The sequence below is a fragment of the Eggerthella timonensis genome, from assembly GCF_900184265.1.
GTDB classification, from domain to species: Bacteria; Actinomycetota; Coriobacteriia; order Coriobacteriales; family Eggerthellaceae; genus Eggerthella; species Eggerthella timonensis.
In genome coordinates this window covers 3,372,889-3,394,302 of sequence record NZ_FXXA01000002.1, presented here as the reverse complement: position 1 = coordinate 3,394,302, position 21,414 = coordinate 3,372,889, and the positions used below count along the sequence as shown (strand labels likewise).

Annotated in this window: 18 protein-coding genes; 12 read left to right on the top strand and 6 right to left on the bottom strand. The window is 65.2% G+C overall.

From position 1 onward, the window contains the following. Positions 1 to 66: 66 nt before the first annotated feature. On the bottom strand, positions 67 to 519 hold the full coding sequence (locus C1A15_RS14465; protein ID WP_101723214.1) for a C-GCAxxG-C-C family protein: 453 nt from the start codon (positions 517 to 519) through the stop codon (positions 67 to 69). Between the two features lie 102 nt (positions 520 to 621). On the opposite strand from C1A15_RS14465, the gene C1A15_RS14460 reads away from it, so the two are divergent. The 4 genes from C1A15_RS14460 to C1A15_RS14445 all read left to right on the top strand — a co-directional run bounded on the left by C1A15_RS14460 (position 622) and on the right by C1A15_RS14445 (position 4,106). Continuing rightward, on the top strand, positions 622 to 1,326 hold the full coding sequence (locus C1A15_RS14460) for a response regulator transcription factor (protein WP_101723213.1): 705 nt from the start codon (positions 622 to 624) through the stop codon (positions 1,324 to 1,326). A gap of 109 nt (positions 1,327 to 1,435) precedes the next feature. Then, positions 1,436 to 2,362, top strand: a complete 927-nt coding sequence (locus C1A15_RS14455; protein ID WP_245865039.1) for an ABC transporter ATP-binding protein — start codon at positions 1,436 to 1,438, stop codon at positions 2,360 to 2,362. Beyond that, positions 2,362 to 3,132 (top strand): ABC transporter permease, encoded by a 771-nt coding sequence (locus tag C1A15_RS14450; RefSeq protein ID WP_245865100.1) that lies wholly within the window; start codon positions 2,362 to 2,364, stop codon positions 3,130 to 3,132. The genes C1A15_RS14455 and C1A15_RS14450 overlap by 1 nt, the downstream gene beginning before the upstream one ends. Positions 3,133 to 3,173: 41 nt before the next feature. Beyond that, positions 3,174 to 4,106 (top strand): sensor histidine kinase, encoded by a 933-nt coding sequence (locus C1A15_RS14445; RefSeq protein ID WP_101723211.1) that lies wholly within the window; start codon positions 3,174 to 3,176, stop codon positions 4,104 to 4,106. Between the two features lie 89 nt (positions 4,107 to 4,195). Here the strand turns inward: C1A15_RS14445 and C1A15_RS14440 are convergent, their stop codons facing one another. Together C1A15_RS14440 and C1A15_RS14435 are read right to left on the bottom strand one after the other, a co-directional pair. Next, entirely contained in the window at positions 4,196 to 5,899 is a 1,704-nt protein-coding gene (locus tag C1A15_RS14440) for an FAD-dependent oxidoreductase (RefSeq protein WP_101723210.1), read from the bottom strand. A 166-nt stretch (positions 5,900 to 6,065) separates the two neighbouring features. Then, on the bottom strand, positions 6,066 to 7,547 hold the full coding sequence (locus tag C1A15_RS14435) for a helix-turn-helix domain-containing protein (RefSeq protein WP_101723209.1): 1,482 nt from the start codon (positions 7,545 to 7,547) through the stop codon (positions 6,066 to 6,068). A 777-nt stretch (positions 7,548 to 8,324) separates the two neighbouring features. On the opposite strand from C1A15_RS14435, the gene C1A15_RS14430 reads away from it, so the two are divergent. The 5 genes from C1A15_RS14430 (at position 8,325) to C1A15_RS14410 (ending at position 14,493) form a co-directional block, all read left to right on the top strand. Continuing rightward, positions 8,325 to 10,856, top strand: a complete 2,532-nt coding sequence (locus tag C1A15_RS14430) for a ribonucleoside-diphosphate reductase subunit alpha (RefSeq protein ID WP_101723208.1) — start codon at positions 8,325 to 8,327, stop codon at positions 10,854 to 10,856. A gap of 324 nt (positions 10,857 to 11,180) precedes the next feature. Continuing rightward, positions 11,181 to 12,224 carry a ribonucleotide-diphosphate reductase subunit beta gene (locus tag C1A15_RS14425; RefSeq protein ID WP_101723207.1) on the top strand — a complete coding sequence of 348 codons (1,044 nt, stop codon included), beginning with the start codon at positions 11,181 to 11,183 and terminating at the stop codon, positions 12,222 to 12,224. 458 nt (positions 12,225 to 12,682) lie between these two features. Continuing rightward, a complete protein-coding gene (locus C1A15_RS14420; protein WP_101723206.1) occupies positions 12,683 to 13,003 on the top strand; it encodes a nucleotidyltransferase family protein in 321 nt (106 codons plus the stop codon). Then, complete coding sequence (locus C1A15_RS14415; protein WP_101723205.1) at positions 12,990 to 13,337, top strand: HepT-like ribonuclease domain-containing protein; 348 nt, start codon at positions 12,990 to 12,992, stop codon at positions 13,335 to 13,337. Before C1A15_RS14420 ends, C1A15_RS14415 begins: the two co-directional genes overlap by 14 nt. Then, complete coding sequence (locus C1A15_RS14410) at positions 13,327 to 14,493, top strand: DUF3810 domain-containing protein (protein WP_101723204.1); 1,167 nt, start codon at positions 13,327 to 13,329, stop codon at positions 14,491 to 14,493. Before C1A15_RS14415 ends, C1A15_RS14410 begins: the two co-directional genes overlap by 11 nt. A gap of 24 nt (positions 14,494 to 14,517) precedes the next feature. Here C1A15_RS14410 and C1A15_RS14405 read toward each other — a convergent pair whose 3' ends face one another. Together C1A15_RS14405 and C1A15_RS14400 are read right to left on the bottom strand one after the other, a co-directional pair. Beyond that, positions 14,518 to 15,516, bottom strand: coding sequence for a Fic family protein (locus C1A15_RS14405; RefSeq protein ID WP_101723203.1), 999 nt, complete (start codon positions 15,514 to 15,516; stop codon positions 14,518 to 14,520). Between the two features lie 109 nt (positions 15,517 to 15,625). Then, positions 15,626 to 16,582: a DUF2268 domain-containing putative Zn-dependent protease gene (locus C1A15_RS14400; protein WP_101723202.1), complete on the bottom strand. Its 957-nt coding sequence runs from the start codon at positions 16,580 to 16,582 to the stop codon at positions 15,626 to 15,628. A gap of 144 nt (positions 16,583 to 16,726) precedes the next feature. On the opposite strand from C1A15_RS14400, the gene C1A15_RS14395 reads away from it, so the two are divergent. The 3 genes from C1A15_RS14395 (at position 16,727) to cysK (ending at position 20,634) form a co-directional block, all read left to right on the top strand. Further along, positions 16,727 to 18,178, top strand: a complete 1,452-nt coding sequence (locus C1A15_RS14395) for a M20/M25/M40 family metallo-hydrolase (RefSeq protein ID WP_101723201.1) — start codon at positions 16,727 to 16,729, stop codon at positions 18,176 to 18,178. Positions 18,179 to 18,184: 6 nt separating this feature from the next. Further along, the gene (locus C1A15_RS14390; protein ID WP_101723200.1) at positions 18,185 to 19,558 is read left to right on the top strand and encodes an MFS transporter; all 1,374 of its coding nucleotides are present in this window, start codon (positions 18,185 to 18,187) and stop codon (positions 19,556 to 19,558) included. 146 nt (positions 19,559 to 19,704) lie between these two features. After that, a complete protein-coding gene (gene cysK / locus C1A15_RS14385) occupies positions 19,705 to 20,634 on the top strand; it encodes a cysteine synthase A (protein ID WP_101723199.1) in 930 nt (309 codons plus the stop codon). 142 nt (positions 20,635 to 20,776) lie between these two features. Here the strand turns inward: cysK and fic are convergent, their stop codons facing one another. Further along, positions 20,777 to 21,382 carry a protein adenylyltransferase Fic gene (gene fic, locus C1A15_RS14380; RefSeq protein ID WP_101723198.1) on the bottom strand — a complete coding sequence of 202 codons (606 nt, stop codon included), beginning with the start codon at positions 21,380 to 21,382 and terminating at the stop codon, positions 20,777 to 20,779. Between the last annotated feature and the right edge of the window lie 32 nt (positions 21,383 to 21,414).

The following is a 21,414-nucleotide window of genomic DNA, read 5'->3' as shown; positions in this document are numbered from 1 at the left end:
ACGATAGTGCGCGACGGTTCCGTCTATGATACCCGATAGGCGGCGCGCACGGGGCGCCTATCGGGTTCAGCGGGCCGAACGCTCCAGCGCGTCGGCGGCGAGGTTGAGCGCGTCGAGGATGCAGCCGTTGCAGCTGCGCAAGGGCTGCGAGGACCCGATCCCCTTGAGCTCCGGGCACAGCGTGGAGCCGTTCTGCGCGCGGAAGTCGGCCACCAGCTGGCGCACGATGCGGTAGGTCGCCTGCTTGCTCGTGGGGTCGTCCGAGCCGTTGCTGTTCGCCATGCCGATGATCACGGCGGCTCCCGTGACGGCCCCGCAGGTTTCGGTCAGCCCGCCCATGCCGGCGCCGAGCGCCTCGGTGGCGCGGAAGCACAGGTCCTCGTCGGCGCGCACGGCGGGCGCGAGCGTGCAGGCGACCGCCTGCGCGCAGTTGTAGTTCATGCCGTGCAGCTCGAGCGCGCGGCGTTCGAGCGCTTCGCGGTCGAGCAGGCGCGGGGCGCAGGGGTCGGCGTTCGTCATGGGGATGCTCCTTTCGTGTGGTCGCAGCTATGATAGCGCTTCAGCGCGGCAGACGGTATCATGGGCCGAAGGTTTCACGTCGGTCGGTTCGGAAGGAGCGTTGTGGGCGCGCAGACCATTCTCATCGTGGAGGACGACGCGGACATCAACGCGCTGCTCGCGAAGATCGCGCAGCGCGAGGGGTTCGCCTTCGTGCAGGCGTTCTCAGGCACTGAGGCGCTGCTGCAGATGGAGCGCGCGGCGTTCGATCTCGTCCTGCTCGACATGATGCTGCCGGGGATGGAGGGATCCGAGCTCATGGCGCGCCTGAGGGGCGAGCTGGGCTCGTCGGTGCCGGTGATCGTGGTGTCGGCGAAGGCGGGCTCCGCCGACAAGGTGGGCATGCTGGCCGCAGGCGCGGACGACTACGTGACCAAGCCCTTCGACCCCGACGAGGTGGCCGCGCGCATCCATGCGGTGCTGCGCCGCACTGCAGGCGGGACGCCGACGGACGCTGGGACGGGGTGCGGCGGCGTGTTCTCCCATCGCGGTCTGCAGCTGGACGTCGAGCGGCGCCGCGTGGAGCTCGGGGGAGCCGAGATCGCGTTGACCGCGCACGAGTTCGACATCCTGCACGTGCTCATGCAGGCGCCCGACAAGGTGTTCTCGCGCGAGCTTCTGTACGAGCTGGTGTGGAAGAGCGGCTACTACGGCGAGGAGAACGCCATCAACGTGCACGTCAGCAACATCCGCAAGAAGCTGGCGGCGGCGGGAGCCGAGGGCGATTACATCAAAACCGTCTGGGGCATCGGCTTCAGGCTGGCGTGACGGGGCGACGGCGCATCTTTATGCTTTCCTTACCCTTTCTTGAGGACTTATTTCCAGCCAACATCGTAGAGTGCTCCCCGAAGCGAACCGCAAACGGGAGAAAGGGAGCATGGACATCATGGACGCGGTAATCGAAACGAGGGGGCTGACGAAGCGCTACGGCGGCTTCGCGGCGCTCGACGACGTGAGCATCTCCGTGCGTCGCGGTGGGATATTCGGGTTGGTGGGCGACAACGGCGCCGGCAAGTCAACCCTGTTCAAGCTGTTGTGCGGCCTGGCGTTTCCCACCGAGGGGGAGGTGCGGCTGTTCGGTGCGCACGAGCGCGGAGAGGTGGAGCGGCAGCGGGCGCGCATCGGGTGCATCATCGAGAGCCCCGGTTACTACCCGCAGCTCAGCATCGAGAAGAACCTCGAGTGCTGCCGCATCCAGAAGGGCGTGCCGGGCAAGGACGCGGTGGCTCGCTTGCTGGATACGGTGCAGCTGGCGCATGCGAAGGAGCGCCGGTGCAAGGACCTGTCGATGGGCATGAAGCAGCGGCTGGGGCTGGCCATGGCGCTGATGGGCGAGCCCGAGGTGCTCATCCTCGACGAGCCGGTGAACGGCCTGGATCCCAGCGGCATCGCCGAGATCCGCGCGCTTTTGCAGAAGCTCAACCGCGAGAAGGGCATCACCGTGGTGCTGTCGAGCCATCATCTGGCAGAGCTTGAGCAGGTTGCCACCGAGTACGCGTTTTTGTCCCACGGTCGGCTGTTGGAGCAGGTGAGCGCCGCGGTGCTGCAGGCCCGCTGCGCGGATTTCATCGACATCGCGGTGTCGGACGTCGAGCGCTACCTTGTGCTGCTGGAGCGCGAGCTGCATCACGAGCGGTACCAGGTGCTTCCCGATGGCGCCGTCCGCATCTTCGATCCGCAGCTGGAGGCGGAGGCGTACAGCCGCCTGGCCGCCGCGCAGGGCATGGGAGTGTCGCGCTTGGAGCGTCGCCGAATGTCGCTCGAGCAGTACTATTTCGACATGAAGGAGAAGGGGGCCGCGTGATGCTGAACTATATGAAGAGCGAATGGTACCGCATCGTGCACGGCCGCGAGCTGTACCTGTTCACCGGCGCGCTGTGCGCCATCGTGCTGGCGGGGAACGCGCTCTTGTGGGCCATGTCGACCACGCCCGACTTCCCCTATGCCACCGTGCGGTTCTCGATGAGCAACCTCATCTCGATGCTGACGCTGCTGTTCTTCATGGCGGGCTTGCTCGTGTGGGTGCTGTTCGCCGACGACCGTAAAGACGGCACGTTCAAGAACGCCATCGTGCACGGTTGCTCGCGACGAGATTTGTTCGTGGGCAAGTGTCTCGTGTCGACGACGCTCGGGCTGGGCGCCATGGCGGTTGTCCTCGCCGTGTACGTCGGCAGCGCGGTACTGTTGCTGGAAGGGCCAGCCGAGGCCGTATTCATCCTGCTCAAAGGCGTGGCGGCGGCGCTGCCGTTCACCGTGGCCTGCATCGTGCTGGGCGTGGCGGTGTGCTCTGCGCTGCCGAAGACGATCACCGCGTTTCTGGTGTGGGTGGCCATCGTGAGCATCGTCCCCGGGGTGTTGGGCGTCATCGGGATGGGCGTCGAACCGGTGGCGCGGCTCGCAAGCTGGCTGCCCGCGAACTTCTTCGCGAGCGAGGTGGCCATCAACCAGAGCGGCTTGGCGCAGTTTCTGTGGGACACGCCCGCGGGGTTGGCGAAATGCCTGATCGCCGGGTTCTCGGGGATTGCGGTGTTCGGCGTCGTCGGCCTGTGGCGCGCGAGCAAGGCTGAGCTGTAGGGGGCCCTGATGGGCTCGAGGGGCGAAGGAAGGATGCGGGTATGACGGTGGTCCTCGGCGTGCTGGCGGTGGTCGCGATGGCGGCTGCGGCGTACTTCGGCGCGCGCTACCTGCTGCTCAAGCGCTCGCTTCGGCAGGTGAACCGCGACTTGGCCGAGATCGTCGAGCGGCTCGAGGACAACCGCATCGTGAAGCTTCCCGTGCCCGAGGCAGAGCTGGAGGCATTGCTGGGCACCGTGAACCGCGCGCTCGAGATCATCCGGGGCAAGGCCGCGGCCTGCGCGCGCCACGAGGCGGAGCTGAAGACGCAGGTGGAGTGCATCAGCCACGACCTGCGCACCCCGCTGACGGCGATCCTCGGCTACCTGGCCCTCGTGGACGAGGGCGGCCTTGACGCGCAGACGCGCGCGTCGCTGGACACGGTGCGCCGCAAGGCGGGCGCGCTGCAGCGCCTCGTGACGCAGTTCTACGAGCTGTCGCAGGCGCGCAGCGAGGATGCGTCCCTTGAGCGGGGGGAGGTGGAGATCGGGCGCCTGCTGCGCGAGTCGGTGGCGGAGCGCTACCGCTTGTTCGAGGAGCGCGGGCTGGAGGTGCGGCTGCGCGCGCCCGACCGGGCGCTTTGGGTGCGAGGCGATCCGAACGCGCTCGAACGGGTGGTGGAGAACCTCGTCCACAATGCCGGCAAGTACGCGCGCGCAACCTTCGACGTGGAGGCGGTCGAAGAGGCGCGCGGGGTGCGCGTCGTGTTCTCGAACGATGTGGATGCGCTCTCGTCCGACGAGGTGGAGCGCCTGTTCGAGCCGTTCTACACGGCGGATGCGGCGCGCTCGGACGCATCGTCGGGGCTGGGCCTCGCCATTGCGCGGTCGTTGGCCCTGCAGATGGGCGGCACGTTGGACGCGCGGCTCGAGCGGGAGGACGGCGCGTCCTGGCTGCGCTTCGACCTGCGGCTGGAAGGGCTCGCGGGCCGATGAGACAGTAACCCCGTCCCTTTGTCTCATGACGAAGCGGCCGTCCGGGGACGGCCGCTTCGCGGGAGGGAAACCGTAGAGCGCGTTCGCGGTTAGGCGAAGTCGAGCTCGCCGATGGTGGTGTTCTGGGCGCACGCTTCGCCGACCAGTTGGCCGAACGTCACGCAGCGTCCGTGGCTGACGCCGGGGCAGTGCACCGGGTAGTCCTTGCCGAAGAAGTCGCCCTGCACGTTGCCGATGGCGAACAGGCCCTCGATGGGCTCGTCCTCGGCGGTGAGCACCTGGGAGTCGGCGTTCACGTGGAGGCCGAACGGGATGGTGAGCGTGGAGCACACGTTCTTCGTGGCGTAGAACGGCGCGGTCTTCACGGGCGCGAGCCACTGTGCGGGCACGTCGAAGTCGACGTCCTCGCCGGCCTCGGCCATGCTGTTGTAGCGCTCGACGGTGGCCTTGAACGTGTCGGCCGGGATGTCGAGCTGCTTGGCCAGGTCGTCGAGCGTATCGGCCTTGATGAGCTTGCCGTTGCCCAGCCACTTCTCCATGACGGCGTCGAGGCCGTCGGTGAAGCGGTCGTAGCGCTCGGGCTGCTGCTGCATGATGTACGTCTCGTAATCCGCGTCGAAGATGGACCACGCGACGTTGCCCGGAGTGTTCATGCGGGCGTTCGTCAGCATCGGCTCGAACGGCATTTCGGCGCCGTAGCGCTCGCCGTTGGCGTTCACCGCAAGCCAGCTCATGATGAAGGACGTCAGGTTGCACTCCAGCGTGTCGAGCGTGAACTGGTGGATCATCGGCGCGGCTTCGCTCTTGGACATGGCGGCTCCGGCCCACATGCCCATGGTCAGGCCGTCGCCGTTGTTGAAGCCGGCCGGCGCGTAGCAGTTGGAGTCCGAGCGGTTCGAGATGGGGCAGAACGCGTCCACCATCTCCTGGTTGCCGCCGATGTCGCCCGTGGCCAGGATGACGCCGTTCTTGGCGTTGTACTGCACGTGCTTGCCGTCCTTCGTGGTGACGATGACGCCGGTGATGCCGGCCTTCGCGTCGCCCACGAGCTGCTCGGCACGCGCCTCGAACACGAACTCGGCGCCGTTGTCGACGGCGGAGTTGTACACGAGCTCGCCCAGCGTCACGTTGACCGGCTGGCCGTCGTCGCGGGCGTCGTACTTCTCGCCGCCGCGCACGAACGACACGGCGTCGGGATAGACGCGCCACTGGCTGTCCAGCTTCGACCAGTTGCCGTACTTCGCGGTGCCGGACAGCGCGGGAACCATGCTCACGCCGTTCTTCGAGCCCAGCTCCTCGATGTAGTCGAACACCTCGCCGGAACGCGACGCCCACACGTAGATGAGGTCGTAGTTCGTGGTCTGGTGCGACGCCTGGTGCAGGAAACGGGTCGCCACGCGCGGGTCGAGGTCGAAGCCGTTCGCCTTGTGGAACTTGCTGCCGATATGGCCCACGTCCACGCCGCGCACGGAGAACGTGGTGTTGCGCTCGATGACCACCGTCTTGGCGCCGTTGCGGGCGGCCGCTTCGGCGGCGTTGATGCCCGCGAGGCCCGCGCCCACGACGACCACGTCAAAGTCCTGCGTCTCGGCGATGTCGGAGATGGGCTCGGGCGCGACTTCCCACGTGTGCTTCGTCGTGGTGGCGTCGCCCTTCGACGCGCCTGCGCTCGCGCTGTCGGACGCGGCGTCGGAGGACGCGGCGGGACTGCAAGCCGGCAGCGCGACGGCTGCGGCGGCGGCAGCGCCCGTGACGAGCGCGCCCTTCAAGAAATTCCTGCGATTGATATCCATGCAGATACCCCTTCCCTCAGGACCCCTCGGGGGTCCGTATCCCTTGGTGCCCGCTTAAGCGGGCTGCGCAGCTGAGGCGCCGCGCTGTGATCAGGGTGCGGGTTGGGGGCGTGCGCGCGCAACGCGCGAATCGCCTTATTTTGCAATATCAGGTGTCTCCCGTGACCTATTCCGCTTGCTCACGTGATTCGGGTGACGGCGTCTGATCAGGCGAGAATACGTAATCGATGAACTGCTGGCGGTCGTGCACCCCCGCCTTCTGGTAGATGTGTCGCACGTGGGTTCCCACGGTGTTCTCGGAGATGCTCAGGCGCTCGGCGATCCAAGGTTGCGTGCGCCCGTAGGCCAGCAGCACGCCGATCTCGCGCTCGCGCGTGGTAAGGCCGATGCTGTCGAACCACGCGTCGAGGCGCGCTTCCTGGTTTGCGCGCTCGTCTCCCGAGAGGTCGGGGCGTGCGCGGCCGAACAGCATCCACATGTCCTCGCTGCTGAGCAGCAGCACGGTGGCGATGACCACGAGGTAGCCCACCACGGTGGTCTCGGCGGCCACGTTGCCGTGCATCGTCTCGTCGTTGCCCACGAGCATGATGCCTATGACGGCGCCCACCACGTAGCACAGCACGGCCAAAAGCCGCATGAGCGCGATGGTTTTGAGCGGGTCGCGCGATTGGGCGTAGGATATCTGGGAGAATGCAACCCAGATGAGCAGGTCGAGGATCGTGTAGCCGCTGATGATGATGGCGCCTGAGACCCAGAACAGATCGGTGCCGAACAGAAACGCCATCATCATGAAACCGGCGATCATCGCCAGCAGCCCCACGCGGTACACGGTGCTGGCGCGTCGTTTCGCCAACACGACGATGGCGAAGACGAGCAGGCCGGTGATGCCGCGCGCCACCTGCACGAGGATGCCGTTGGAGTACCCGCCGCTTGCGATGGGAGAGAACGAGACGAGGTGCTGCAGGTAGCCGAACCCGGTCATGACGAGGGCCACGGCGCACAGCAGCATCATCGACGTGCCGAGGTGCACCTTCAGGCGCGAGCGGAGGTTGCGCTTCGGTCGCGGGTCAAGGGGAGTGGTGCGGCGATACGTGCGCAGCTCGGGAGCGATGGCCACGAACAGCGTGCCGGAAACGAGCGGAAGCAGCGCCGAGAACACGGCGGCGGCCTCGGGGATCATGAAAAGCAGCGGCGTGTCGATGACGATGGCGCACGCGAACCCGCCGGCCACGTAGGGAGTGGCGCTCCGCTCGCCGTCGTGGCAGTAGGCGGCGCCCCATCCCAGTTGGTAGGCCGCCATGAACGCGCCGGCGCACAGGCCCCCGGCCGCGAGCGCGATCCAATTGAGGTTTATGCCTGCGAGCAGGAACAACAGCGAGCCCGCCGTGCCGAGCGCGGCGAACGCGAGCGGCACGCGCTTCTGCGCGAGCAGGTTGTTGCACGCCGCAGGTTTGACGAGCGCGAGGGCGAGCCAGGGCAGCGCGAGCCCGAACACGGCCACGGTCGCGAGTTCCGCCATGAAGCCCTCGGCTTCGGGGCGGACGAAGAACATACTCATGAACAGCGCGTCGAGCCAGGCCCAGAAAAACGCCGAGCCGATGATGATCTTGATGCCGGTCGTGCCGTGCACCCGTTCCAACAGGTTCATGTCATCCCTTCCCGTTCCGGGCTTGGATTATACCAGCAATCGCTTCACGGACGCCCGCACTGAGAAGCCGGTGATAGGAAGGAGCGAAATCGTTGCTGGGGGAGGCACCGTGCCCTGCGGTTTCGCATAAGCATCCGTTCCGATTTGCCCTTTGATAGTAGAGCATGGTCGGTAGGGCGAGTTTTACGGTAATGAATCCGAGTGTTTGCGCCCGATATTTTACCGTAACAGCCGAACGAAGAACCGAGAACACCGCTTCCAGCTATTTTTGGTTGTATTTACAACGGAAAATGAACGAGATACTCGTTCAGATCGCTCCCAAAGAGCTGCTACGGTAAAATATCGGCGCAAACACTCGGATTCATTACCGAAACCCGCTTTTCGGTCAGAACGTTGCCATGTTCTTTCGAAGTCGCGACATGGCGAGGCCCCCGAAGCCTCAGGCGAGAGGCTCTTCTTCGCGCGCTTGATCCTATGATCGGGCCCTTCTTCGCGTCGTCTTTCTGAACTGGTCTGCGGACGGCGTGCGACGTCATGTTTCGGGCTTTTTGTAGCAGCGAAAGTGTTCTTCGAGCGACTGGCCGGACCCCGCTCCTCGTCTCTTTTCATGGCGCCTTGCGATCCGCCGGCCTCCCTGCGGACGCAAAGGGGTCGCTCGATGTGGTGCTCGTTACGCATTCGTTCCCCAATATGTTGCGTTTTTAGTAACATATTGTGGTACGATGGGCGCTCCAAAAACGCACTGCAATCGGAGAACGAACGAAGGACACAACCACTATGCAGATTTCCAAGCGCAACGGCAATGCGGAACCCTATGGTGCCGACAAGATCAAGCGCGCCATGGGCGCGGCGTTCGCCAGCGTGGGCAGCGTGTTGGCCGACGACGAGGCCGACCGTCTGGTCGCTGGCATCGAGCGGGCGATGGCCGATGTCGCAGCCGACGACACCATCGCGGTGGAGGACGTGCAGGACCTCGTCGAGCGCGCGCTCATGGAAGCGAACCATTACGAGGAGCTGAAAAGCTACATCCTGTACCGCGAGGACCGCGCCCGCAAACGTGCGGCGCGCGAGCGCTTGTGCGCCCAGCTCCCGGACGCGCCTGAGCTGGCCGCCGTGCTCGCTGCGGTGCAGAAGGAGTTCCCGGGCGAGGAGTACGAGCTGGCGCACCTCGCCGCCAAGTTCCTCTCGTTCGCGAAGCCCGACGCCTCCGCCGACCAGAAGCTGGCCATGCTCGTCAAGGCGGCTGTCGAGTTGACCACGCAGGAGGCCCCGCGTTGGGAGATCATCGCCGCGCGCCTGCTCATGGTGCAGTTCGATCGTGCGCTGGCGGAACGGCTGGCGTCCCGCCGCATCGAGACGTTCGCGCAGAAGGTGGCGTTCCTTGCCGAGGAGGGCCTGTACGGCGACTACATCCTGCACGCCTACACGCCCGCCGAGCTCGACGAGGCGGCCGGCTTCATCGACCTCGGCCGCAACGACCTGTTCACCTACGCGGGCCTGCAGCTGCTGCTCGACCGCTACGTCATCCGCACGCACCAGGGCGCGCCGCTCGAGTCGCCGCAGGAGATGTTCCTCGGCATCGCGTTGCATCTCGCCATGGAGGAGCGCGCGGACGAGCGCATGGGCTGGGTGCGCCGCTTCTACGACATGCTGTCCACGCTCAAGGTGACCATGGCCACGCCCACGCTGTCGAACGCGCGCAAGCCGTTCCACCAGCTGTCGTCGTGCTTCATCGACACGGTGCCCGACAGCTTGGACGGCATCTACCGCAGCATCGACAATTTCGCGAAGGTGAGCAAGTACGGCGGTGGGATGGGCCTGTACTTCGGCAAGGTGCGCGCGAGCGGAAGCGCCATCCGCGGCTTCGACGGCGCGGCCGGCGGCGTCATCCGGTGGATTCGCCTGGCCAACGACACGGCCGTGGCGGTGGACCAGCTGGGCATGCGCCAGGGCGCCGTGGCGGTGTACCTCGACGCGTGGCACCGCGATCTGCCCGAGTTCCTCGCCCTGCGCACGAACAACGGCGACGACCGCATGAAGGCGCACGACGTGTTCCCGGCCATATGCTACCCCGACTACTTCTGGCAGCAGGCGCGCGACAACATCGAGGGCGACTGGTACCTCATGTGCCCGCACGAGATCCTTACCGTGAAGGGCTACGCGCTGGAGGACTGCTTCGGCGAGGAGTGGACTCAGAAGTACCTCGAGTGCGTGGCCGATGCGCGCATCAAGAAGCGCGTCATCCCCATCAAGGACGTCATCCGCCTCATCATCAAGAGCGCCGTGGAGACGGGCACGCCGTTCACGTTCAACCGCGACGCGGTGAACCGCGCGAACCCGAACAAGCACCGGGGCGTCATCTACTGCAGCAACCTGTGCACCGAGATCGCGCAGAACATGGGCGCCATCGAGCAGCTGGAACAGCGCATCGAGGACGTGGACGGCGAGCAGGTGGTGGTGACCGTGACGAAGCCGGGGGCGTTCGTGGTGTGCAACCTGGCGAGCCTCTCGCTCGGTCACATCGACGTGGACGACCCGCGCGAGCTGGAACTGGTGACGGAAAGCGCGGTGCGCGCGCTCGACAACGTCATCGACCTCAACTTCTTCCCGGTACCCTACGCCGAGGTCAACAACCGCCAGTACCGCCCCATCGGCCTGGGCGTGAGCGGGTACCATCACCTGCTGGCGAAGCACGGCATCCGGTGGGAGAGCGAGGAGCACCTCGCGTTCGCCGACCGCGTGTTCGCCGACGTGCACTACGCGGCGGTGCGCGCGAGCTGCGCCATCGCGCGCGAGAAGGGCGCGTACGGCTACTTCGAGGGAAGCGGCTGGCAGACGGGCGATTACTTCCGCGACCGCGACCTTACGGAGGGGCGCTGGGCCGACCTCGCGCACGACGTGGCCGAGCACGGCCTGCGCAACGGCTACCTCTTGGCCGTGGCGCCCACGAGCTCCACGAGCATCATTGCCGGCACCACCGCGGGCCTCGACCCGGTGATGAACCGCTACTTCCTCGAGGAGAAGAAGAACGGCCTCATGCCGCGCGTAGCGCCCGAGCTGTCGATGGACACGTTCTGGTACTACAAGAACGCCCATCTCATCGACCAGGCGTGGTCGGTGCGCGCGTGCGGCGTGCGCCAGCGCCACATCGACCAGGCGCAGAGCATGAACCTCTACATCACGAACGAGTACACGTTCAGGCGCGTGCTCGATCTGTACCTGCTTGCCTGGGAGGAAGGCGTGAAAACCATCTACTACGTGCGCTCGAAGAGCCTCGAAGTGGAAGAATGCGAAGTGTGCTCGTCGTAGGTTGATTTCGTCCGCGGGGCGGCGAGTCGTCGGCGATACCCAGTCGCTGAGTTTCACCTGCGGGACGGGGACCGGCGCGCAGTGCCCAGTCGCTCAAACAGTCCTCGCTGCGCATGGGTGCGGCGCCGCGAAGCGAAGCGGAGCAAGTCCCCGAAGGGGAAACTCGCTTGGTGGGCACCGCGCCCCGATCCCCTGCATGTTGCTCGCTTGGTGGGCACCGCCGACGACTCGCCTAGCCGTGGGTTCAACCTGACGGGCGTCGCTTCGCTCGCCCTTTGCGCCATTGTTTGTCCGTAGCTGATTTTCTGAGAGGAAGCTCTTTTTATGAACCAGTTGAAGAAGAAGCCGCTGTTCAACCCGTTGGGGGACACTGATGTGCTCGATCGGCGGATGATCGGGGGCAACACGACGAACCTCAACGACTTCAACAACATGAAGTACGAGTGGGTGAGCGACTGGTACCGCCAGGCCATGAACAACTTCTGGATACCCGAGGAGATCAACCTCGGCGTGGACATCAAGGACTACCGCAAGCTGCCCGCGCCCGAGCGCCGTGCCTACGACAAGATCCTGTCGTTCCTCATCTTCCTCGACAGCCTGCAGTCGGCGAACCTGCCCAACGTGGGCGAGTACATCACCGCCAACGAGGTGAACCTGTGCCTGGCCATCCAGACGTTCCAGGAAACGGTGCACAGCCAGAGCTACAGCTACATGCTGGACACCATCTGCGAGCCGCAGGAGCGCAACGACGTGTTGTACCAGTGGAAGGAAGACGAGCACCTGCTGGCGCGCAACGAGTTCATCGGCAACCTGTACAACCAGTTCCAGGACGACAAGAGCCCCGAAGCGCTCGCGCGCGTGCTGGTGGCGAACTACATCCTGGAGGGCGTGTACTTCTACAGCGGCTTCATGTTCTTCTACAACCTGGGGCGCAACAACCTCATGCCGGGGTCGGTGCAGGAGATCCGCTACATCAACCGCGACGAGAACACGCACCTGTGGTTGTTCCGCAACATCTTGCTGGAGCTCAAGGAGGAGGAGCCCGCGCTGTTCGCACCCGAGCTGGTGGAGGAGTACCGTGCGATGATCAAGGAAGGCTGCGAGCAGGAGATTCGCTGGGGCCACTACGCCATCGGCGACGACGTGGCCGGCCTGAACAAGCAGATGGTGACCGACTACATCCAGTACCTCGGCAATCTGCGCTGCACGCAGCTGGGCTTCGAGCCGCTGTACGAGGGCCACGAGCGCGAGCCGGAAAGCATGTCGTGGGTGAGCCAGTTCTCGAACGCGAACATGATCAAGACCGACTTCTTCGAAGCTCGCAGCACCGCCTACGCGAAGTCGAGCGCCCTCGTGGACGATCTGTAGGAGGCGGAGATGCTGGTGCGGCCGGCGGTCGGCTCCGGTCGCGAACCAGCCAGCTGCCGTTCTTGCCGGTCCCTGCGCGCTCGGTGCGGCTGCGCCGCTGCGCCGATGCTCGGCTTTCGGCTCCTTGTGGGCGCAAAACGGCACTCATGACAATTTTCACCGGTCTGATTCTCGGCGTGAAGTCGAGAGGGATTTCGCCACCTGGGGTTTTGTGTTCAACAGGGGCTACGGTGCGTGCTGCATGCGCTGCGGAATTGTCATGGGTGCGCTTTTGCGCCCACGTTGGCGGAGCGGGGGTCGCGCCCTGGTTGGTTGGCGCGCCAGCGAAAAACCGCTTGGAGTGCGAACGAACCGCGCGTCCTGCCCACCGTTGCAGTAGATGATCCGTTGACTCGAGGCGCATTCGGGTGGGGTATACTGTGATCAATCGCCGCTGTCGAAGAGAAGAGGTGAGAACCATGCCTCCCTGTATGCTCGATGAGCTGAAGGGCAAAGTTGCCGAAGCTGCGCATGCCTACAACGAAAACGCCGAAGAACCGAACAAAATTCGAAGGGTCTCGCTCTTTGGCAGCTATGCCAAAGGGAGCGCAAGGCAAAACTCCGACGTCGATCTTCTCGTGTCGTTCACCTCTGCCGTCGTAAGCCTCTTCACGCTTGCGGAGGTGCTCTCGTCGATGGAGGAGCATCTTGAAACGCCCGTCGACATTGCACAAGAGCCTGTTCCCGATGATTCTCTTCTCGTAATCGAGGCGGTGATTCCCCTCTATGAAAGAAGTTGATCGGCGTATATTGTTGAAAATCGTATCGGAGATTCGGTATCTCGAACGTCTTCTTGGGCAGGTGGATGAAGACGCGTTCCTCGCCGATGAGACGATGGAGCGTGCTGCAGCCATGACCTCGATCAACATTGGGGAGTTGGCAAAGCGGCTCAGCGATGACTTCTTTCTCGAGAACCCTACGAGCGAGCTCAAGCTGGCTGCGAAAACGCGCGATGTATACGCGCAAGGCTACTTCACCTTATCATTCGCGACGGTGTATAAAACCGCCGTTGAAGACTACCCGCGCGTTCGCGTTTGGATAGAGGAGGCCTTGAAAGGCATGGATGGATCGTGAGCTGAGCGCGGGCGCCGATCGCCCGAAGCGCGGCATACGGAAGTTCTTGCTCAAGCGGATGCTGCTCATCCCGCTCGGCATCGTCGCGCTCGCGGCGACCGCGTACGCGCGAGCGAACCCCGATGCGGCCGAATGGTACGCTCGCGCGGTGTACCCGGCGCTGTCGAGCGTCGTGGGCTTCCTGCCGTCGCTCGTGCGCTTCTCAGTTGCCGAGTGGGTCACGGCGCTGTTCCTGCTGTTCTGCCTAGGCTACCTCATCTTCTGCATTCGCAAGCTCGTCGTGAGCAAGGGCGCGCGCCTCATGGTGGCCTACCGCAGCGCGATGGGGGTCGTGGCCATCTGCTCCACGGTGTACTTCCTGTTCACGGCCTTGTGCGGACTGAACTACTACCGGTACACCTTTACCGAGCACACCGGTTACGACGTGGAAGAGGCCGACGCCGAGCCGGCGCAGCGCCAGGAGGAGCTCGTGGCGCTCACTGCAACGCTGGCCGACGAGCTGGGGCAGACTCGGGCGCTGCTGGGCGACGACGCGGACCTGTTCGACGTCGAGCCGGGCCAGTTCGAGCGCTACGCGCAGGAGTCGGTGGATGCCATGCGGAAGCTGGCCGAGCAGTACCCGGCACTGGAGCGGCCGCTGTACTCGCCGCCGAAGCCGGTGCTCGCATCCGAGCTGATGTCGTACGCGAACATCGGCGGCATGTTCTTCCCCTTCACGATGGAATCGAACATCAACGTGGACAACCCGTCGTTCGCGATCCCCTGGGCTATGGCGCACGAGCTGGCGCATCAGTGCGGCTTCATGCGCGAGGACGAAGCGAACTTCATCGCGTACCTGGCGTGCAAGGAGTCGGACGATGCGCTGATGCGCTACAGCGGCTACCTGCTGGCGTACGACAACGCCATTTCGGCGCTGCGGAAGGTCGACCCCGAGGCGGCGAGCGCGATCGCCTCGGGGCTGTCGGCGGCGGTGCAGCGCGACCTCGCCCAGCGCGCGGAGCACTGGGCGAAGTACGAGGGTCCCGTCCAAGACGTCTCCAACGCCGCCAACGACACGTACCTGAAGGCGAACAACCAGACCGACGGCATGCGCAGCTACGGCCGCATGGTCGATCTCCTGCTGGCCGAGCAGCGGGCGGAGAGGGAGGGCGCCTAGCCCCAGAACCCCGCCGCCTCCTCCCTAGTCGCGCACTATCCAGCGACCGTTCTTGCTGGCTCCCGTACGATGGATGCGACCGTCTTTTTTGAGCGATGCGACTACGCGCTCGACCTGTCGCTTCGAAATGCCCAGCATGTCGGCCAATGCGGCCATGGTAACTGAGGGGTCGTCCCGCATGGCTGCCATGATTCTGACGTCGTTCGCCTTCGGATTTACACCGACATTTGTACCGACATTTGTACCGACATCGCGTTGTCCTTCGACGACCTCGTCAAGCGTATCGCTTATCATGCGCAACATGAATTCGACGAAGACGGTTGAATCGCTTGCTGCATCGGCTGCCGCCAGCGCGTCGTAGTATTCCTGCTGATGCTCCCCAACCATCGACTCTACGGGAAGCCAGGCGAACGCCGGCTCCCATTTCTGCAAAATGAGAGAATGCCAGAGCCTTCCCATGCGCCCGTTGCCGTCTTGGAAGGGGTGGATGAATTCGAACTCGTAATGAAAGACGCATGATTTGACGAGCGGGTGCATGGGCGATGCGCGCAGCCAGGAAAAGAGATCCTGCATGACTTCGGCAACGTAGTGTGCCGGCGTGCCTGCATGAACGAGCTTCTCGCCATCGTATACGCCTACGTTTTTGCTGCGGAAGCGACCGGATTCTTCCGTCAACCCGTTCATCATGAACAGATGTGCTTGCAAGAGATCTTCCATCGAGTAAGGATCCATGTCCGATAATGCCTCGTAGGCCTCATAGGCATTCTGCACTTCGCGAATGTCCTTCGGCGGGGCCAGGACACGCTTGCCATCCAGGACGGCGGTGACCTGCTCAATCGTCAGCGTGTTATTTTCTATGGCCAGCGAAGACTGAATGGTTTTGATCCGGTTCTCGCGACGCAATCGCGGACTGGCTGAAAGGCTTTCCTTTGCGAGGATATGACCGACCATCTGGCCTATGTCCACTATGCTGTTGACTATGGCGTCGTTCACGGTGAACGGCGGTTCGTACTTTTCGCCCATGAGCGCCTTTCCGGTGGGGAGCTTTTTCGGCAAACGGCCAGCAGGGATATTCTACTTCATGCGCATGCAGGAAGCGAATGGCGTACCCCAATCGCCTCCTGCGCTTCACCTAGCCCCAGAACCCCGCCGCCTCCACTTCTTGCAGGATGGCCTCGGCGGGCAGCAGCGTGGCTTCGGCTATGTCCGCGCCGGTGGAGTCCAGATAGCAGCGCACCAGGTCGTAGCCGCAAGCGTATCCGGCGCAGTAGGGCAGGCCCGCCGTCGGGTAGCCCTGCGCCGCAGCGATCTCGTCGCCGTAAAGGTACGCCGACAACCCGGCCATGCCCTGCACGTCGAGCGCGGCGCGGATGGCGGGCTTGACGGTGTTCTCAAGCACGTCGGTGCTCGTCTTCGTCACCCAGGGACCGGCGTTCTCCTCGCCGTACAGGCTGACGGCGAAGTTCTCGGCCAGCCCCTCGCTCACCATCATCTCGCCGAGGGTGATGTCGTCGCGCCAAGCGATGAACTGGAAGCGTACGTTGTGGTTCGTCTCGTGCGCGAGCGCGGCGGGCAGCCGGCGCACGGTGTCGTCGCTCGGCACGAGCCACGCCAGCACGTAGCCGGGGATGCCGCCGTCGCCGCAGTAGCCGTCGCTCGCGGCCAGCGCGGGATTGTCGGGGTCGCCCAGCAGGATGGAGAACAGGTAGTCCTGCACGCGCAGCTCGATGCCGCGCTCGACGAAGCGGGCGAGCGCGCGCTCGACGGCCTGCCGGCTCGCGCGCCACAGGTCGTCGTCGGCCAGGCGACGGACGGCGTCGGCCCAGCTTCCGTCCACGCGCGCGGGCGGCAGGATGCCCAGCATCTCGCTGGCCATCACCACGTCGTAGCCGCCGGGCTGCGCGGGATGCAGCGGCACGCGGTAGCAGTCCCATTTCGCCTTGAGGGGCGCCATGAGCTCGTGGCGGTAGATGTCGGCGCGCTTCGCGGGCGGCGCGGCGATCATGCGCGCGTACGCGTCGCCCGTGCGCAGCGCGCGTACGGCGGGCGGCGTAGGCGTCGTCGAGACGGCAGGTTTCTTGTGGGGCATGATGCCCTCCTCTCATCGGGGAGGCCCATCCTACGCCCTCACGTCGCGTGAGGGTCAACGCCTTCGCGCCCTTTTTTCTTCTCGTCGCCCGCATAGGCGGAAGGGCTATAATAACCGCATGTCAGCCGAAGGGGAGGAGCCCTCATGATCGTGCTTGCCGTCGTGGTCGCGCTTGTCGCGCTGCTTGCAATCGTGCTGGTGGTGAACGCGGCTCGGCTCAAGCCCACGTCCGTTCCCGACCCCCTGCCTCCCACCGACGCGTGCGGCGACGACGCCGCGGTCGCGCGCTTCCAGGAACTGCTGCGCTGTCCTACCGTATGGGACCTGCACAACCCCGACGCCGATCGCAGCGCGTTCGACGAGTTCGTCCCGCTGCTGCGCCGTCTGTACCCCACGGTGTTCGAGCGCTTGGAGCTGGAGCTGATCGACGGCTACGGCATCTCGCTTCTGTGGAAGGGAGCCGACCGCGCGCTGGCGCCGGTGGTGCTCATGGCGCACCACGACGTGGTGTCCGCCGACGCGTCCGAATGGACGCACGATCCCTTCGCCGCCGACATCGCGGACGGCAGGATATTCGCGCGCGGCGCGGTGGATACGAAGTGCATCTGGGCGGCGCTCATGGAAGCTGCCGAGCACCTGCTGGCGGAAGGGTACGTCCCTCCGCGCGACGTGTACTTCTTCTCGTCGAACGTGGAGGAGGACGGCGGCGACACGGCTCCGCACACGGTGGAGCACCTCAAGAGCATCGGGCGCGTGCCGTACATGGTGCTGGACGAGGGCGGCGCGGTCATCGACAACCCGCCGCTGGGCGTGAACGGCCAGTTCGCCGTCGTGGGCGTGGCCGAGAAGGGCGTCTTCAACGCGCGTATCGCCACGAGCGCCGAGGGCGGGCACGCGGCCCAGCCGTCGCTCGAGGATGCGACGGCGAAGCTCGTGTCGGGCCTCGACGGCTTGCAGAAGAACCCGCCTGCGTCCAAGCTGTCCGCGCCGGTGGCGGCCATGCTGCGCGAGCTGGCAGCGCACGGCGGTTTCGGCTTGCGCATCGTGTTCGCGAACCTGTGGCTGTTCCGGCCCGTGGTCGTCCGCATCATGCAGGGCGATTCCGAGACGGCGGCCATGGTGCGCACCACCTACGCGCTGACGCAGCTCGAGGGAAGCCCTGCGCACAACGTCATCCCGAAGCGGGCGGGCGCGACGGTGAACGTGCGCGTCGACCCGGGAGAGACGGTGGACGCGGCTTTCGCGCGCATCAAGGAGCGCTTCGACGAGCGCACCGCCTACGAGCTGTTCGAGGTCAGCGAGCCGTCGCCCATCGCGCCGTTCGCGGACGACCCCGCATTCGACTACCTGCGCGCCGTCATCGCGAGCGTGTATCCTGCGGCCGGCATCGCGCCGTACGTGCAGACCAGCTGCAGCGATGCGCGTCATTTCCATCGCGTCTGCCCGCGCACGTACCGCTTCGCCGGCATCTTGTTCAAGGGCGACCAGCGCAGCCGCGTGCACGGCCAGGACGAGAACCTCGACGTGGACAGCTTCAAGCGCGGCATCGGGTTCTACACGGAATTCATCCGGCATCTCGACCGATTGGGGAAGTGAGGCATCGTGGCCGACACGAAGGGGGCCGCGACAGCGGCGAAGGCGTCGAAGCAGGGCAGGTTCTTCTACGGATGGTGGATCGTGGCAGGCGGCCTTCTGATCATGGCGACCTGCTATACGGTGTTCGTGAACTGCATCCCGCTGTTCCAGACGCACATCGTGCGCGATCTGGGGCTGACGGTGGGACAGTTCAACACGGGCGTGTCCATCACCACGGTGGTGGCGGTGTTCGCGTCGCTCGTCATCGGGCGGCTCACCGACAAGTGCTCGGCGCGCGTGCTGGGCACGGTGACGGTGCTGACGAGCGCGCTCGTGCTGGTGGGGCTTTCGTTCATCACGGCCGTGTGGCAGCTGTACGCGCTGTGCGTGGTGGCCGGCATGGTGGTGGTGGCCGGTACGCGCCTTCTGGTGTCGGTGGTCATCTCGAACTGGTTCACGCTCAAGCGCGGCCTGGCGGTGTCCATCGCGCTGTCGGGCTCGGGCATCGGCGGCGTCGTGCTGTCGCCGGCCACGAGCGCGATGATCGAGGCGTCGGGCTGGCGCTCGGCGTTCCTGCTGCTGGCGGTGGTGTGCCTCGTGGCCGCGCTGCCGCTCGTGCTGGCAACGTTCAGCACCCGGCCGAGCGACAAGGGCCTGCTGCCGTACGGCGCGGGCCAGGTGGAGCAGACGAAGGCCGACCGCTCGCCCGACCGTCCCGTCAACGTGGCGGTGGGCTGGAAGACGCTGCGCTCGAGCGCAGCGTTCTGGCTGCTCGTGATCGGCTTCGTGGCCATGGGCATCACGAACGGGTGCATCATCACGAACTCCATCGCGAACATGACGAGCGTGACGGTAGGCGGCACCGAGGTGGTCACCGGCGGGCACTCTACCCTGTGGGCCGGCAGCGTGTGGTCGTTCTACCTGGCCGTGGTCATCGTGGCGAAGGTGGCGCTCGGCGCCATCTACGACCGCTGGGGCATGCGCATGGGCACGATCCTCGGCACGATCACGTCGGTGCTGGCTGGCACCATGCTGCTGTTCCCGACCACCGACTGGGGCCCCATTCTGGCCTGCCTGTTCTTCGGATTCGCCACCTGCATGGGCACGGTGGCACCGCCCATCATGGTGGTGAAGGAGTACGGCAAGAAGGACCTCGGCACGGTCACGGGCATCGTCACGGCGTTCGAGCTGCTGGGCGCCGCGGTGGGCGCGGTGGTGTCGGGCGTGATGTTCGACGCGTACCTGTCGTTCGCGCCGGTGTGGATCATGGTGATCGTGGCGAGCGTGGTCATGGGCGCGACGTTGCTGGCGTCCATCCCCGCGGCGCGCCGCCTGGTGGAGCGCCAGGTGGCTGCGGGCGCGCCCCAGCTGGACGCGGAGGGCTTCGAGATCGAGGCGTAGGCGAAGCGCTCCGTCCGGGCCGCCAAAACGCTTGACTAAAGCATAGCGTTCTAGTAGGATTTAGCGCGACACACAAGAAGCCCGCCCTGCGGGCGCCGGGCGCAGCCGGGATGGTCGCGGCCGGAAGACGGGAAAGCAGGCGCATCATGACCGTATTTGCAAGCGTAGCGGAGCTCATCGGCAACACGCCGCTCGTCGAGTTGACGAACTACGAGAAGAACCACGATCTGAAGGCTCGCATCGTGGGCAAGGTGGAGTCGTTCAACCCGGCCGGCTCCATCAAGGACCGCATCGCGAAGGCGATGATCGACGACGCGCTGGCGCGCGGAGCGATCGACGAGGACACGGTGCTCATCGAGCCCACCTCGGGCAACACCGGCATCGGTTTGGCCGCCATCGCGGCCGCGCGCGGCATGCGCCTCATCATCGCCATGCCCGAGACGATGTCCATCGAGCGCCGCAACCTCATGAAGGCCTACGGCGCCGAGCTCGTGCTGACCGACGGCGCGCAGGGCATGAAGGGCGCCATCGCGCGCGCCGAAGAGCTGGCGGTCGAGATCCCCAACTCGTTCATCGTCGGGCAGTTCACGAACCCGGCGAATCCGGCCGTCCACGAGGCGACGACGGGCCCCGAGATCTGGGAGGCCACCGGCGGCGACGTGGACATCTTCGTGGCGGGCGTGGGCACGGGCGGCACGGTAAGCGGCACGGGCGCGTACCTGAAGCGCATGAACCCCGACGTGCAGGTGGTGGCCGTGGAGCCGTCCGCGTCGCCGGTGCTGTCCGAGGGACGCGCGGGCGCGCACAAGATCCAGGGCATCGGCGCGGGCTTCGTGCCCGACACGCTGGACACCGAGGTGTACGACGAGGTGATCGCCGTCGCCGACGAGGACGCCTTCGCGGCAGGTCGCGAGCTGGTGGCGAAGGAGGGCCTGCTCGTGGGCATCTCGTCGGGCGCAGCCGTGGCCGCCGCCGCCGAGCTGGCGCGCCGCCCCGAGAACGAGGGAAAGACCATCGTGGTGATCCTTCCCGATACGGGCGAGCGCTACCTGACGACTGCGATGTTCGGCTTCTAGGGGCGACGCAACGACGCAACGACGAAGGGCCCGCCGCGGTTGCACGCGGCGGGCCCTTCTTGTTGTGGGATTGTCGCCCGAAACGGTCGGAATCAAGCCGAAAACCGACCGTTTCGGGCGACGGCAGTCTGGAAACGACGCGCTACAGATCCGCGGTTCTGTACACGGTGTAGCCCTCGTAGTGGTAGCTGGCGTCGATGCCCTTCATGTACACGTCCCGATCGTTCACCTTGTCGGTGAGCGCCTGTTTGAGCACGTGCTTGATCTCGATATCCTTGACGGGGCTTCGTTCCATTGCCAAGAGGTAGTCGTCCTTGTCGACCATGCTCCAATCGACGACCAGGCCGAGCTCTCTTTTCAGGATGAGGTCGAGCCGTATGCGCGTGCTACGGCCGTTGCCCTCCCGGAAGGGATGGGCGATGTTCATCTCGACGTACTTCTCGACGATCTCGTCGAACGATGATTGAGGCATCGAGGCAACGTGCTCCAAAGACGCTTCGAGGTACATGAGAGGCGCGAACCTGAACGAGCCTTTCGCAATGTTCGCGTCGCGGAGCGTGCCGGCGAACTCGTAGACGTCTTGGAAAAGATATCGATGAATGGCCATCAGGCATTCGGCAGTTCCGGCTTGCAGCTGTTCGAGCATGCCGTTCTCGAACAGCTCAAGCGCTCGCTTTTTGCTGAGCAGCTCTTCGGTCCTCGCTAATTCTGCAGCATCGGTGATCCCGAGCTTGTTTTCGAGCGTCATGTCGCATCCCTTCGGATCGGTCCTGCTTAGCG

Bases quoted from the DNA above. Each gene is read 5' to 3' on its own strand.
- C1A15_RS14450 (WP_245865100.1), top strand. From the start codon at position 2,362: ATGCTGAACTATATGAAGAGCGAATGGTACCGCATCGTGCACGGCCGC.
- C1A15_RS14440 (WP_101723210.1), bottom strand. From the start codon at position 5,899: ATGGATATCAATCGCAGGAATTTCTTGAAGGGCGCGCTCGTCACGGGC.
- C1A15_RS14455 (WP_245865039.1), top strand. From the start codon at position 1,436: ATGGACATCATGGACGCGGTAATCGAAACGAGGGGGCTGACGAAGCGC.
- C1A15_RS14425 (WP_101723207.1), top strand. From the start codon at position 11,181: ATGAACCAGTTGAAGAAGAAGCCGCTGTTCAACCCGTTGGGGGACACT.
- C1A15_RS14465 (WP_101723214.1), bottom strand. From the start codon at position 519: ATGACGAACGCCGACCCCTGCGCCCCGCGCCTGCTCGACCGCGAAGCG.
- C1A15_RS14395 (WP_101723201.1), top strand. From the start codon at position 16,727: ATGATCGTGCTTGCCGTCGTGGTCGCGCTTGTCGCGCTGCTTGCAATC.
- C1A15_RS14405 (WP_101723203.1), bottom strand. From the start codon at position 15,516: ATGGGCGAAAAGTACGAACCGCCGTTCACCGTGAACGACGCCATAGTC.
- C1A15_RS14445 (WP_101723211.1), top strand. From the start codon at position 3,174: ATGACGGTGGTCCTCGGCGTGCTGGCGGTGGTCGCGATGGCGGCTGCG.
- C1A15_RS14430 (WP_101723208.1), top strand. From the start codon at position 8,325: ATGCAGATTTCCAAGCGCAACGGCAATGCGGAACCCTATGGTGCCGAC.
- C1A15_RS14410 (WP_101723204.1), top strand. From the start codon at position 13,327: ATGGATCGTGAGCTGAGCGCGGGCGCCGATCGCCCGAAGCGCGGCATA.
- cysK (WP_101723199.1), top strand. From the start codon at position 19,705: ATGACCGTATTTGCAAGCGTAGCGGAGCTCATCGGCAACACGCCGCTC.
- C1A15_RS14420 (WP_101723206.1), top strand. From the start codon at position 12,683: ATGCCTCCCTGTATGCTCGATGAGCTGAAGGGCAAAGTTGCCGAAGCT.
- C1A15_RS14435 (WP_101723209.1), bottom strand. From the start codon at position 7,547: ATGAACCTGTTGGAACGGGTGCACGGCACGACCGGCATCAAGATCATC.
- C1A15_RS14400 (WP_101723202.1), bottom strand. From the start codon at position 16,582: ATGCCCCACAAGAAACCTGCCGTCTCGACGACGCCTACGCCGCCCGCC.
- fic (WP_101723198.1), bottom strand. From the start codon at position 21,382: ATGACGCTCGAAAACAAGCTCGGGATCACCGATGCTGCAGAATTAGCG.
- C1A15_RS14415 (WP_101723205.1), top strand. From the start codon at position 12,990: ATGAAAGAAGTTGATCGGCGTATATTGTTGAAAATCGTATCGGAGATT.